Annotated in this window: 9 protein-coding genes and 1 pseudogene; 2 read left to right on the forward strand and 8 right to left on the reverse strand. The window is 43.9% G+C overall.

Going from position 1 to position 13,237, the window contains the following annotated elements; genetic code table 11:
• Window positions 1-19: 19 nt before the first annotated feature.
• The 3 genes from J2T19_RS04680 to J2T19_RS04690 form a co-directional block, all read right to left on the reverse strand.
• The gene (locus J2T19_RS04680) at window positions 20-2,602 is read right to left on the reverse strand and encodes a glycosyl hydrolase (RefSeq protein ID WP_307213662.1); all 2,583 of its coding nucleotides are present in this window, start codon (window positions 2,600-2,602) and stop codon (window positions 20-22) included.
• A 324-nt stretch (window positions 2,603-2,926) separates the two neighbouring features.
• Window positions 2,927-3,967 carry an NAD(P)-dependent alcohol dehydrogenase gene (locus J2T19_RS04685; RefSeq protein ID WP_307213663.1) on the reverse strand — a complete coding sequence of 347 codons (1,041 nt, stop codon included), beginning with the start codon at window positions 3,965-3,967 and terminating at the stop codon, window positions 2,927-2,929.
• A 134-nt stretch (window positions 3,968-4,101) separates the two neighbouring features.
• A complete protein-coding gene (locus J2T19_RS04690; RefSeq protein WP_307213664.1) occupies window positions 4,102-5,022 on the reverse strand; it encodes an ArsR/SmtB family transcription factor in 921 nt (306 codons plus the stop codon).
• Window positions 5,023-5,249: 227 nt separating this feature from the next.
• Here J2T19_RS04690 and J2T19_RS04695 point away from each other — a divergent pair, with 227 nt between their 5' ends.
• Entirely contained in the window at window positions 5,250-6,740 is a 1,491-nt protein-coding gene (locus J2T19_RS04695) for a glycoside hydrolase family 43 protein (protein ID WP_307213667.1), read from the forward strand.
• Window positions 6,741-6,844: 104 nt separating this feature from the next.
• On the opposite strand, the gene J2T19_RS04700 is transcribed toward J2T19_RS04695, so the two are convergent.
• Together J2T19_RS04700 and J2T19_RS04705 are read right to left on the reverse strand one after the other, a co-directional pair.
• The gene (locus tag J2T19_RS04700; protein WP_307214030.1) at window positions 6,845-7,216 is read right to left on the reverse strand and encodes a hypothetical protein; all 372 of its coding nucleotides are present in this window, start codon (window positions 7,214-7,216) and stop codon (window positions 6,845-6,847) included.
• Between the two features lie 275 nt (window positions 7,217-7,491).
• A pseudogene (locus tag J2T19_RS04705) lies at window positions 7,492-8,461 on the reverse strand (glycoside hydrolase family 127 protein); the annotation flags it as partial.
• A gap of 71 nt (window positions 8,462-8,532) precedes the next feature.
• On the opposite strand from J2T19_RS04705, the gene J2T19_RS04710 reads away from it, so the two are divergent.
• The gene (locus J2T19_RS04710; RefSeq protein ID WP_307213669.1) at window positions 8,533-8,664 is read left to right on the forward strand and encodes an AraC family transcriptional regulator; all 132 of its coding nucleotides are present in this window, start codon (window positions 8,533-8,535) and stop codon (window positions 8,662-8,664) included.
• Between the two features lie 116 nt (window positions 8,665-8,780).
• Here the strand turns inward: J2T19_RS04710 and J2T19_RS04715 are convergent, their stop codons facing one another.
• The 3 genes from J2T19_RS04715 to rbsB form a co-directional block, all read right to left on the reverse strand.
• Window positions 8,781-9,635 carry a cupredoxin domain-containing protein gene (locus tag J2T19_RS04715; protein ID WP_307213671.1) on the reverse strand — a complete coding sequence of 285 codons (855 nt, stop codon included), beginning with the start codon at window positions 9,633-9,635 and terminating at the stop codon, window positions 8,781-8,783.
• Between the two features lie 231 nt (window positions 9,636-9,866).
• On the reverse strand, window positions 9,867-11,966 hold the full coding sequence (locus tag J2T19_RS04720; RefSeq protein WP_307213672.1) for a serine hydrolase domain-containing protein: 2,100 nt from the start codon (window positions 11,964-11,966) through the stop codon (window positions 9,867-9,869).
• A 329-nt stretch (window positions 11,967-12,295) separates the two neighbouring features.
• Window positions 12,296-13,228, reverse strand: a complete 933-nt coding sequence (gene rbsB, locus J2T19_RS04725; protein ID WP_307213674.1) for a ribose ABC transporter substrate-binding protein RbsB — start codon at window positions 13,226-13,228, stop codon at window positions 12,296-12,298.
• Window positions 13,229-13,237 lie beyond the last annotated feature (9 nt).

Raw genomic sequence — 13,237 nt, forward strand, 5'->3', positions numbered from 1 at the left:
ACCTCTCCGTTCTACCTTGTTATGGTTCAAGTCCCCATACAAGCTCATCGCCTACATAACCAGTAACCTGTTCATGGTTGGCAAACTGCGTGCCTGATGCCTTGAACGAGTAATCATTAGACTGATTGTAATTCGACCAGTTATTTTTGGAGAAACGCGCTTGAATCTCTGCACTCTGACCTGCGTTCAACGTTCCGGCTGCACTTGTGAAGCCAACTTCCAGATAATGATCGGCTCCGGCAACCGGAGTTGCCAATTGGACGAATTTGCTTGTTACATTCGCACTGCCAACACTTGCCCAATCGGACCAGAAGGTCTGTGCCTCTTCCCCATCAATCGTATAGTAATACCGAAGTTTCACATCACTTAACTCTATTGCCGAATTACCTGAGTTGATTAATTTGAATTTAGGCGAAATTCCGTTGGTCGAAGAACTGGTATTGCCGTTAAAAGCTTGAATGGTCAAGTCTCCCGTAGGCGGTACAGTAACCGTACTGTCTACAACGTTAACGGTTAACACAGCGCTATTTCCGCCATTAAATTGGAAGATCAACGTATTTTGACCCAAGGGCAGTGTAGTGAGATAGGATTGTTTCAACACAACCGTCGAACCGGAAGCTGTATAATGCTGACCCGATTCGAGGGTAGTATTTCCCTTGGCTATGCTTGTAAGCTGACGACCATTTAAGTCAAGGGTAACGGAAACATCCTGTGCTGCGTTCGTTGCTTTATCAAATGAGGCATTTACCGGTGTAATAGTAGCATTAGAACTTGGCGTTGAATCCACAATTTTAACCTTTAACACCGGATCTTGCCCTTGATTAAAATCCAGTACAATCGAATGCTCTCCTACTGGAAGTGTAGCAAGGTAAGCTTTATTTAGCAACAAGGTGTTTCCATTAAATGTATAATCCGTTGTTGCGTTAAGCACAGTATTGCCTGCACGGACAGCAGTAAGCGTATTCCCATTGGCAGTCACTGTCACGGATTTGTCGTTTGGATTAGACGCGTATTTGTCAAACTCGACGGTTCCCGGAGAGATCGATGCGCTCGGGTTAGGATTGGTGGCCTTTAGATCCGGCAACTCATCCAAAGTGATAACATAATCGCTCTGATAAAGTGTGGTTAAGGTCGCTGGATAATTAAATGCGGCGCTCATAAGGTGCTCGCCATACCAAGGGCAGAAGTACAGCCATCCCGCTCTCTCCTCTTTCAGATTTTGCACACTTGGAATCGTGTCGTTCTCTGTCATGGCAACCATTTTGCTACCATTCGTCAGATCCACAAGCTGATAGAAAATCGACGTAATAGCGTCCTCATTCGGGACTCCAGACAAGCCGTCATACCGATTATAGATCGTATTATATTTATCGTATCCAACCAGATCCACTTGATGATCGCCAGGATACCACGCTGGAGATGTGCTATACACATAGCTGTTATAGGTCCAAATCAAGTTATGAAGATCGTACGTCTCCGTAAGCTCTGTGTAAATTAGATCCCACAGGTCTTTGTATACCTCTGCTCCTGCGGAAGCCCACCAGAACCATGCACCTTCCCCATTCAGACCACCGTTACCCTCAGCCTCATGATAAGGACGGAATATAACAGGCACATTGTTATCTTGAAGGATCAACAATTGTTCTGCCAGATCTTCGATTGTCATCATTACGTATTGATATTCTTTCGTCCCTGGAATAACAGCATTGGCTGTATTAAAATTAGTTTCTGTTGGCTTATAAGTGGCTTCCTTCCAGTCCACAAAATCCCCAAGCTGATACGTATTGAAATTACGTGGTACATTGATATGCCAGGAAGCTGTTGCAATTCCGCCTCGGTTATTAACCCAATCAATCATCCGATCTGTTGTGCCATCTTCCCAACCATAGAGCGGATTATAATTCATCAGATCGAAGCCGCGAATCGCTGGATATTTGCCAGTAAGATCATAAATCCATTCGAACTCTAGCTCTGTGTCTCCGTCATTCCCTCCTCCATAAATCTCCTGTTGACCTGAAATAATCTGGTTTCCGTATACCTCCGTTAAATAATTCATTAAAATTTGTGTTTCTGGTGTTGCCTCAGGATCGGTAAGAATCGGCTGCACATTCAATGGATCAAGATCCGCATGATCCACAGTGAAGGTGTCAAAATATGAAAATCCCCATCCAGACTTGATCTGGATTGTGTTGCTGCCTTTATTCAGTTTGTGAAAACCAAAATCAAAGTCCGACCATGTTGTCGTGTACGGCAACATATAAGAACCCTTAGTCACACCATTCACGTTTAAGTATTGAACTCTGCCATCCGCACTAAGCTCCTGCATGTATCGAGTAGAGATCGCGTACATGCCGGTTTCGGGAGCATTCACTGTAAAAGTTAACGTCCCTGAATTCTGCATCCAGACGAAACCGCTACCTGAATATCCAGGCTTGGGTTGTCCGTAAATCTCGGTGACTACTTGAAGATCCGAAGTGAGCTGGGCGTCTTCTGCTTCGATGGGGAAAAGTACATTGTTTGCATGAACGGGCGCTGTCATTAATCCTAGTAGTAGAGCAAATGCCAGCATCATTGCGGTTGCCTTTCTAAGCCAATTTTCCATTTTCATCTTCCCTTCCGTTTGAGATATGATAATGAAATTTGTCAATAAACCCATTCATGATGGCGCTTTCAAAGCAAACATAGCATGTGCATCATTTTTTGTAAATATATGGTCATTGGAAATTTTCATTCCCATTCATTGAGAAACAAAAAAGCCGCTAACATAGCGACTACGAGTACATCTATTATTTCACGTATCACCGACACACCTCCAAAAAAATCTCACGCAGGAGAAGATCGGTACTTCTGTTATGACGAGCTATGCGCAGATCAATGGATGTATTTAAACTCAATATAGCTTCCCTTCCATCGAAGTGAGGGCAGGCTATTCTTTCATGATAACGATCGTTTTTCCTTTCACACGACCTGCTCCCATATCACGAAATGCCTGAACTGCTTCACGTAATGGATACTGTTGATCAATGATCGGTATGACTTGCCCTGATTCAACCAGCTCTATCCATTCACTCTGATCTTCGGCGCTCAGTTTGTGTACAAGCACTGATATTTTCTTGTTTTCAAGCTTCGAAACGATTGGTGCCCACAATAGATTCATTACAATTCGCCCCATCGGGCCTCCAATCATTACATACCGGCCGCCGCTACGCAGTGCTCGTTTCAAAGCTGTCACCTTACGATTCCCTACCACATCAAGAATGACGTCATACGTTATTCCCTTCGCAGTATAGTCTTCATTCCGGTAATCTATGATATGATCCGAACCCAAAGCCTGTAACATCTCCAGCTTCTCACCGTGATCAACACAGGTCACTTCTGCACCGTGTAACTTGGCATATTGGAGAGCAAATGTTCCCACTCCACCCCCAGCCCCATTAATGAGAATTCGTTGCCCCTGTTGCAAAGTTCCGCGATTACGCAAACCCTGTAATGCAAGAACTGCCGCTTGAGGGACAGCTGCTGCCTGTACATACGTGATACCGGCAGGTATAAGCGTCAATGCCGTTTCACTGGCACACACATACTCCGCAAATCCACCCCAGTTGCAGGCTGAGAGATCGCCAAACACTCGATCACCAACTCGAAATCGTCCCGCATTAGCCCCAACTGCTACGACTATCCCTGCTACATCGGCGCCAAGAATTCGATAACGGGGTTTGCGGACTGCGCCGATGCGTGTAACGAATGGTTGCCCCAGAAGGAGATCCCAGTCCCAAGAATTGATCGATGTTGCATGAACCTCAATTAACACTTCATGTTCCTTCGGGGTCGGAACGGTCACATCTTCCAAGCGCAAAACTTCCGGTGTACCGTACGTGTCATAGACTAATGCTTTCATTAGGTCTGGTACTCGCTTGCTGGATACTTTAATACGGCTCGTATCTTCGCCCATGGTATCATTCTCCATTCGACAGATGTATGTGTTTGGATCATGCAAGCCAACATTAGGATCAGAATGCCCCAACTCATCTAACCGAGTTAACCATACTTCTCCTGAATAACGGATACGTTAAATATATAGCGTGGTTTCAGAAGGATATATCAACCCATATCTGCTTTAGGCTGTATGGTACGAATGATGATGTCTTGATTGTGGTTACCAAAGCCAGCTCCATACAGCGTCAGACCGCCCACATTTGTGGCATGCTCCTCCACGGAAAATCGCAGCGTCCAGAATAACTCCTCCAGCTTGATCCCATCGATACTTACATCCGACAGCCATTCTCCATCTATTGATGTGCCTTGAGCATCCACTCGGATCGTCTTCAGTAGGCCATATTGGTTAACGTTTCTATGCCACCATGACGGGGTGTATTTTCCACGAGCAGCTCTCCCGAAATCAGCAGGACTGGTCCATGTGCCGAGCCGCACACCGTTAAATGAAAATGTGATATCCGAGGGCCAGTCATCCCTTAAGCCAGGCGCCTCCGAAGCAATTTCCATTGAGATTTCAATTGCACTGGGTGCATCCTCTGGAAGAAGGTAATTAGGTGTTTTATATTCGACATACCCCCGACCAAACCATAGGATTGCTGCGTGAACACGCTCAGGATCAAGGAAATAGCGTGGATCATCCCATACGCCAATTTCTTTCTCATGCGTTCCCAGCCCACAGGTCGGATGTACTTCGAACGCTGTATAGTGACCCACTGAAATGCTTTGTTCTTTGATGTTTGCAAATGAACCCACCGAAGGCAATTCAATTTCAATTGCATCTTGTTTGAGAAAACACATTTTGTGTGTGCCTCCGTTCAGTCGCACTCTACGACTGCCGATCAATTCCGCTTGCTCTAATTTACGAACATGCATCGTAACAATGGAAGGACTTAGCTCCAGCACATCGGCTAGATCTTTTACATTCATCTCTCCTTCAGAGAGAAGGGTCATTATTTTCCAGCGTACTTCGCTAGCCAGTGCTTCATACAGTGGCATGTATTTGGAATCTCCATTAGCTCTAATCATTCAGAATTTCTCCCAGCTCCAATTATTGAAATGCTATTAATGTTAATTTAACGGATTTTCATTGTACCATCAAGACCAAGATCATTGTAAATATAATTGCTATAGTGTTTAATTTTTGATGTGGAGCTATTAAAATATTCTTTTTATACTAAAAATTATGCCTGAGAGCATTACCTGTTTTGAGTTGAATTCTTATAAATATGAATTTATAATGAGGTGCACTAAAAATGAAATATACCAATCCAGTCATCAAAGGTTTCTATCCTGATCCTAGCGTTTGCAAAGTTGCCGACACGTATTATCTCGTATGTAGCTCTTTTCAATATTTCCCTGGCGTTCCGCTTTTCGAAAGTAAAGATTTGATCAATTGGACGCAGATCGGACATTGCTTAACACGACCAAGCCAGATTCAATTAGAGACGGTTAACAGCTCCGGTGGCGTATTCGCGCCAACCATCCGTCATCACAATGGCCGATTCTACATGACCACAACGAATGACACTACGCATCAGAATTTCTACGTATGGACGGACGATATCTATGGTGAGTGGTCTGATCCGATCTATGTCGATCAAGGTGGCATCGATCCAGATCTATACTTTGAGGATGGCAAAGCATTATTTATGAGTAATGGTACCGACGATAACGGCGTTGGAGGCATCATTCAATGTGAGATTGATATCGAAACTGGACGTAAACTAACACCTGGGCGTATGATCTGGAATGGTACAGGCGGGCGCTATTTGGAGAGTCCCCATCTGTATAAAATAAATGGAACATACTACCTCATGGCTTCCGAAGGTGGAACCGAGTATGGCCATATGGTTACTTATGCGAGCGGGGGTTCGCCATCAGGTCCGTTTGAGCCTTACCCACATAACCCTGTTCTGACCAATCGTAATTTGGGTGGTTATGAGCTTCAAGGCGCTGGGCATGGAGACCTTGTTGAGGATGAGGGCGGCAATTGGTGGATGCTTCATCTTGGTTTCCGTCAGATCGGAAGATGGCAAACGTACCACCACCTTGGACGTGAAGTGTTTCTAACACCGGTGACATTTAATGAAGATGGTTGGTTTACCGCGGGGTATAAGGGCACCGTGCTTACGAGTTTTGAAACCGATCGAATCTCTGAGGCAACCGTTCAACAGGAGCGCAACGTCTATACGTTTGAGAATACCGATTGGAATCTAGACTGGTGTTTTTTACGTCACCCTGCTAATCAGCAGTATGAATTAGCTCCGAACAAGGTGATTCTAAGAGGTACGGATATCACATTAGACACTCCATTGTCCCCTACCTTTATCGGCATACGTCAGAGAGATTTCAATGCAGTTATCTCTTGTGACGTCACATTAACTGAAGGTGAAGCGGGTATTACGCTCTATATGGATGAAAATCATCATTATGATCTGGCTCTTCGCCAAGTCGATAACGGATATAGTGTTGTTAAACGTCTGAATGTTGGTGATATCAAGTCGATTGAACAGGAAGAGTATGTGGGGGTAAGCAATCAGGCTACGCTCACGATTCAATCCACTCCTGATCGTTATACTTTCCTTTTGAACTATGATGGTAAAGATATTTCACTTGGAACGGCACAGACCAGATATCTATCATCCGAGGTGGCTGGAGGATTTACAGGTGTGCTTATTGGTCTCTACGCTTCTAAGGTAGGATCTGTTGCTGTGTTCACTAACTTTACATGCACGTATACCTAAGTTGCGTTAGCAATAAACAAACCTACTGGAATATACCGAAAAATAGAAGTATAGTAAGCCTTGATAACAACACATATCGCTTGAGAATTCGAGGGTGGCAGAGGTTAGACGTCTGCTGCCTTTTTCGTTGACATGATTTGAATAGCTAGCTCAAAGGCTCTTATTCTTCTCTCTAACAATGTTTTTTGGGCACCGCCCACTTTGGCTTTAGCGTACTGGCTCTCAAGAGACGGGAATAAACCAGTTATTACATGTTGAGCTTCTCGTATTTCCTCATCAGTGTATGAATGTGATTCGCCGTGCCACGTATGTTCAAGCATAGCTAATCCGATACGTAGCGCTGTGAGCCGTTTCTGTACTAAGGTTGTGTTTGTGCCCTTCTCCGTCATATTTATTAATGCATTTTCTGATTTATGAATGGTGGATTCAAAGGCTCTGATCGCTCCATTCCGCTCTTCACTAGATATGTTCTCTATACGCATCCTGTATACACCTTCCCTGTCTACTGGTATGTTAATCATGGTTATCTAACATGGCAGTCATGCATTTATCGCCAATCAGATTCCTCTAGTTATTCTATGCATCTAATTATCTTATCATATGAACAACAACAAATAGAGACCCTTAGTCACTAAGACTAAGGATCTCTATGTCTTATTTATTCATAAGGCCATTTGTTCTATGCATAATCATTAACTCCTATATCATCCATCTATCAAGTACGCAACCAAACACTCATTTCCCCAGCCTCGCGGTTACCCCACAAATAATAAGAAATCGCAATAAATCGAACCTGCGCTGGCTCAGCTGCCAGCGGCTTGTACAATTCATTCGGCAAGTCATAGTCAAAGGTAAAAGCTTCTCCCCGATGGGTTGAACCGACTCCACCCGTAATGTACATCTGCTTGCGCGTTGTATTCTCCCATAGCCGCTCACAAGCTGCTTTCAAGCTAGCGTCTTGAGTCAATCGAGCAAGATCAGCCATTGCTGTGTACATATAAACTGCACGCACGAAATGTCCAACTGCGGTTGACTGCTTGCGCACAGGCAGATGGGATTGGTACATTTCCAGATTAGGTTTACCATCTGACCAGTGACCTGTTCTGCCGCGCTGCTCCCATTCCTCCTCAAAATAAATTGGAAGACTGCCACGTTGATCAATGAAATAGCGACTGAGTTTCAAATACCGTTGCTCTCCCGTTGCATGATACAACTTGACCAGCGCAAGTTCAATTTCCTGATGTCCGCAATATCCCTGCTTCTGACCAGCATCCAGCCCAAACAAACGATCAATCAGATCAGCGAAGCGGCATGCAATATCCAGCAATCGACGTTTGCCCGTTGCCTCAGCATAGGCTACAGCGGCTTCGATCAGGTGTCCTGCACAATACAGTTCGTGGGCTTCATATAGATTCGTCCATTCTCTGCCCGGTTCCTTAATCGTAAAATACGTATTCACATATCCATCCTCCGAATTCTCCCTCTTCAAGTCCAGCAGCAATGCGGAAATTGCGAATAGCATAACTGGGTTCCGCTCCTTCTACACGGTCGTTTAATGCTTGCCACTGATACGGGATGACCGTATCGCGTACTAATGCAGAATAATTTTCCCAGAAGTTGTCCTCAATACGTACATTTGTTGTATTCAAAGTGGCTCTAGAGAAAACGAATCGGTCGCAACCCGTCTGGCAGAACGCGCGGCTGCCTATATTCAGTCTCATTATCAGAACAAAGTTACCAATGAGATGCTCGCAGAAGGGAGATACGGCTCGATCGTGCTAGACGTTTGCTGGTGACCACCGATTGGTCCATTGACCGTGTTGCCGAAGAAGTAGGTTTCCGCTACTCCCCTTACTTCTCCGCGTGTTTCAAACGTAAAATGGGAATCTCTCTTCTGCAATTTCGCAAGCAATACCTGAGATGACGCTAACCTCACTTGAGAAAATGAAATATGGATGTGATTAGGTACCGAATTAGAAATGTATGCAACAAAAAAAGCCGCGTTTCCGCAACTTTTTGTAGGTTTTATGTTAGGTCGTTTTATACAACGGTTATTGTTCCATAGTACATATACATGCCACAATTAAAATGATAGGTGCCAGGTTTCAAATCCTTTAACGTAATATAATTGTAACCCTTCTCAAGATATACATCGAACCCTAGATCCGCGGACTCAATACTCTTTATACAAGTGTAGCCGGATTGTTTAATAAAATTAATTTTTGTTGGCACGCCTGCTTGTACTACGATGTTGTTTTGACTAAAACCATTGGATTGAATATCAATTGGAATAATGTCATAGCTTACATTTTCTTGAACAGAGGTTTGTTCTTTCGTCGCTGCATGAACAGTAGGGTTCCGGCTATCTTGATATTGGTTTAACAGGAGGACGCCAATCGAGACGATGCCGAAGGCAACAGTGACTACACCTGCAATAAACGATACACTTATTCCGTCCTTTTTGGGCGCTTTCGTTTCAGCTACACCTGACCCTATAATTTGCAGAACAACGCAGAAGATAAGAATAAACAAGATATCAACGAACAATACCATGATATAACTAAAACCAAGCATAGAGCCCAACATCGCTCCCATCATTCCACCCATAATACCTGCTAACATACCATCCAACGAAGCGAGTACACTGATGGGCTTTCCTGCAAAATAACCCGTCCCGAGCCCCAATAAAATAGCGATCATTGAAGGTACTGCCAGATCGTGATTAAACAATACACCTAGCTGAAACCCGAGAGATAGGCTAGCCATCATACCTATACTCATGGCAATCATCATGCCAGGCATACCTGTCAGGTTCTCTTTTCGCTTATACGTGTTCAGTATAATATATCCGGTAAGACAAACAATGATAATGATGCTTAGTATGGAAAGTAACATATATGAACCTCCTGATATATAACATTTTAAATACATTCATACTACACATTGTAGTGCACTGAATGGAGCAAATACAATTCAAATTTTAAACATTCAATAATATTTCATAATCTTTCAAGCCCTATTTTATAAAATGAGATGCGTTAAGCAAAAGAAGAACAAATAAAAGCCGCGTTTCCGCGACTTTTTGTAGGTTCAGTATTGATTCATCATCCTATCTGAAACCAGGTGTTATTTTTTTAATGAGATTTCAAACGTCGAACCCGGCTCACCAGCAAACACAATGCTACCGTTGTCAGGCAACACAACTTCATTCTGGCCGCTAACCACCGTGTGATTCACACCTATACCTGCCTGATTGTATACAGCAAATGCACCACTTGAAGGCATTTGAACCGTCATCGTTTTACCAGCTGCTGAGGCTGGAACCGTAAACCAAGTGGCATGTCCATTGGCTTGAATGGTTGTCTTCGATTGATGTCCCGAATAGATCGGTGTCACAACCTCTTGACTGGCATAGACGTTTCCTCCTGCCGTAACGTATTCAACCCCATCTTCCTGATAGAATTCAAAATTCATCGTGTCACGACCGGCTAAGCCTGGAATTTGGAGTTGGTTCATTGCTTCGTTTGCTCCAATAATTTTGTTTGTATAGATATATCCTGGCCATTCGTTAAAGGTTTGAATGGGGATCATCGGAAGAGCAATGTTATACAGTGTTGATGTATACTTCTCATTTACCAAGTAATATGTGTTTCCTTCTCGCTTCTGCCAAGCTGCTGCCACATCATTAGCTAATTCATTTGTTTCTAACTTTTCAGCCTTGTATTCGGAAGAAGCAATCTGACCAAGACCAGGTACGGACTTATATGAGCGTGACCATAGATAGATTTTTCCATTGTCCTCATTAACGAATTGCAGCTTCTCCGTTCCCTCGTCACTAACAAATGAACCATCCGCAGTGTACGTATATTTCTGATCTGGATTGGTTGGAGCAGATAGTGTGGACACGGTTAATTGTCCGTTATCCTTCACATCCAACTTCATTAACAAATTGGCTCCGCCGCCATATATACCTGTATAACTCAACAACTCCTTCGGCATCCCTGCTGTTACAGGTGTGGAGAACGATTTCTCCGGCTTTTGCTCAGGAATAATATTCTTCTCTTCCAGCGCGCCCAGTAACAGTTCAGTCGCAAGTAGTTGATCTGTTGTGCTCGTGCCCCCCGAGGACGTTACAGCTGCAGCCATATTGAATTCGGGGAGCACAATTAACGATGAATGGTATGTTATTGTATTACCTCCTTTGGTAACTGCTTTGATACCATAATCGTTGAACGGGAACAGATTAACACTATCCCAACCTAGTCCATAGGCAATGGACGAATCGTTGTCTGCTGGCCATATGCCCTTCTTGTATTCTTCTTGTTCCATCGCTTGTACAGATTCACGAGAGAGAATACCTTCTCCTTGTCCTGTGAAAATTCTCGAAAATTTCACTAGATCCTCCGCAGTCGAGTAGATGCCTCCTGAAGCGATCATATTCGTGGTCTCTAATGGAAGTTGTTGTTTCGAATTCGTGGCAGAATAGGTTGCTGCCATTTGCTTCAGATTCACCTGATCTTGAGGCGTCTGAGTATTATTCATATCCAGCGGCTCGGTGATATAACGATGCATGAAAGTAGTAAAACTCATACCGCTAACCCTCTCCACCAGAATTTCAGCTAATGTAAAACCATCGTTACTATACACGGAATAGGCATCAGGATCTGCCTTCAGGTTTTGGTTAGCCAGTTGTTCCAGTAAAGTGTCATGTGCATACGTATCGTTATCTCCAAATAGGATTGCACTATTGCTCGACGTTCCAAGAAGCCCGGAAGAATGATTCAATAACATCCGTGGTGTAATTTGCTGATAACGCTTGTCCTTCATTTTGAAATCCGGGATATAGTTAACGACAGGTGTATCCAGATTCACCTTGCCTTCATCGACGAGCTTCATTACAGCAGTCGTAAGCATCATTTTACTCGTTGACCCAATTCCATACATCGTATCTGCCGTAAGAGGAATCTCTCCCTTGGGGTCGTTTATCCCTACTTGTCCAGAGAGTACGATCTTTCCCTCATCCATAAGCGCATACTGCACACTTGTTGTGCCATATGATTGGGTTAGAAGGTTAGCTTTCTCAATAACAGCTCTTTCCGTCGATTTGTTAGTAAGATTAGCGCTATTCCCCGTATCCGAACTAGCCAAGGCATACGTGGGAGACAACATGGCAAGTACTAAAGTAATTGCCATTATCGAGGTTCGTTTCTTTCGTGACAATCTCATCATCTCCTGTTTTTCTGTGTCTAAGGATCATTGTGTTGCTACTGAATAAAGTGTAATGGGAGAAGATGTACTAGTCGTGACGGCGATATGAACTGAACATGAATAAATTCTGTACATAGGCACTGTTGCAACGACTTCATGTTGTTCGCTTAGAGTATTTTAAGATATGACTTGATGGAGAGTCTGTTGGTTTGTTCAACTTGAAGTACGACGAAGTAATCTAAATAAAGAAAAAAAGTCGCAATTATGCGACTTTTAATAGATGGGTGAATCTATCTACATCTCCATACCAATTATTATTTCAATTTCAATATAGAGAATAGAACTGTTTATTCATTTACATTTTCTTTCGTTACCAGCTTCAGTTCAGCAGGGATGGATTGCTCTACCTGCTTGCCGTCCAATACATCTAGCGCCGCTTGCACCGCCAGACTACCAATCAACACAGGCTGCTGAGCAACTGTTGCTGTCAATTTACCGTCCTGAATGGATTTGATCGCATCATCATTACCGTCAAATCCAATAACCGGGATGTCTTTACCTGAACTTTGAATAGCTTCAATCGCTCCAAGTGCCATCTCATCGTTATGGGCAAACACCGCTTGTACATCTGGATTACCTTGCAGCAGATTCTCCATAACATTCAACCCTTTGGAACGGTCAAAGTCCGCTGATTGCTTCGCCACCACATCGAGTTTCTCGTCAGCCAGTTCATGGAAACCTTTGCCCCGCTCTCGTGTTGCGGAAGCACCTGGTACACCCTCAAGCTCAATGACTTTCGCGCCCTCACCAAGCTGTTCAACGAAGTATTCCGCTGCCATGCGTCCACCCTTGACATTATCCGATGCCACCAAGGCTGCCACTTCACCTTTATCTGCGGAACGGTCAAGTGTAATCACCGGAATACCTACATTGTTCGCGGACTGAACCGCTGTAGAGATTGCCGCAGAATCCGCAGGGTTAATGAGCAAGGCGTCTACGCCTTGTTGAAGCAGATCGTCCACATCGTTCGTTTGTTTCGCCGAATCGTTCTGTGCATCAACGACGATCACTTGGATCCCCTGTTTTTGAGCTTCGGCTACGACCCCATCCTTCAGGGATACAAAGAATGGATTATTTAATGTGGAAATGGATAACCCAATTTTCTTCTGTTCTTTATTTCCGGCTGCGTCAGGCTTCGCCCAACCCGGAGGCTCCAAGGAGCAACCTGCCAGAACAATAATCAATAGCATGCTTATGAGTGTCATCGTTATTTTTTTCATAGTCGCTTC

Source organism: Paenibacillus tundrae (assembly GCF_030812775.1).
GTDB classification, from domain to species: Bacteria; Bacillota; Bacilli; order Paenibacillales; family Paenibacillaceae; genus Paenibacillus; species Paenibacillus tundrae_A.

Bases quoted from the DNA above. Each gene is read 5' to 3' on its own strand.
- J2T19_RS04680 (WP_307213662.1), bottom strand. From the start codon at position 2,602: ATGGAAAATTGGCTTAGAAAGGCAACCGCAATGATGCTGGCATTTGCT.
- J2T19_RS04685 (WP_307213663.1), bottom strand. From the start codon at position 3,967: ATGGAGAATGATACCATGGGCGAAGATACGAGCCGTATTAAAGTATCC.
- J2T19_RS04690 (WP_307213664.1), bottom strand. From the start codon at position 5,022: ATGATTAGAGCTAATGGAGATTCCAAATACATGCCACTGTATGAAGCA.
- J2T19_RS04695 (WP_307213667.1), top strand. From the start codon at position 5,250: ATGAAATATACCAATCCAGTCATCAAAGGTTTCTATCCTGATCCTAGC.
- J2T19_RS04715 (WP_307213671.1), bottom strand. From the start codon at position 9,635: ATGTTACTTTCCATACTAAGCATCATTATCATTGTTTGTCTTACCGGA.
- J2T19_RS04720 (WP_307213672.1), bottom strand. From the start codon at position 11,966: ATGAGATTGTCACGAAAGAAACGAACCTCGATAATGGCAATTACTTTA.
- rbsB (WP_307213674.1), bottom strand. From the start codon at position 13,228: ATGAAAAAAATAACGATGACACTCATAAGCATGCTATTGATTATTGTT.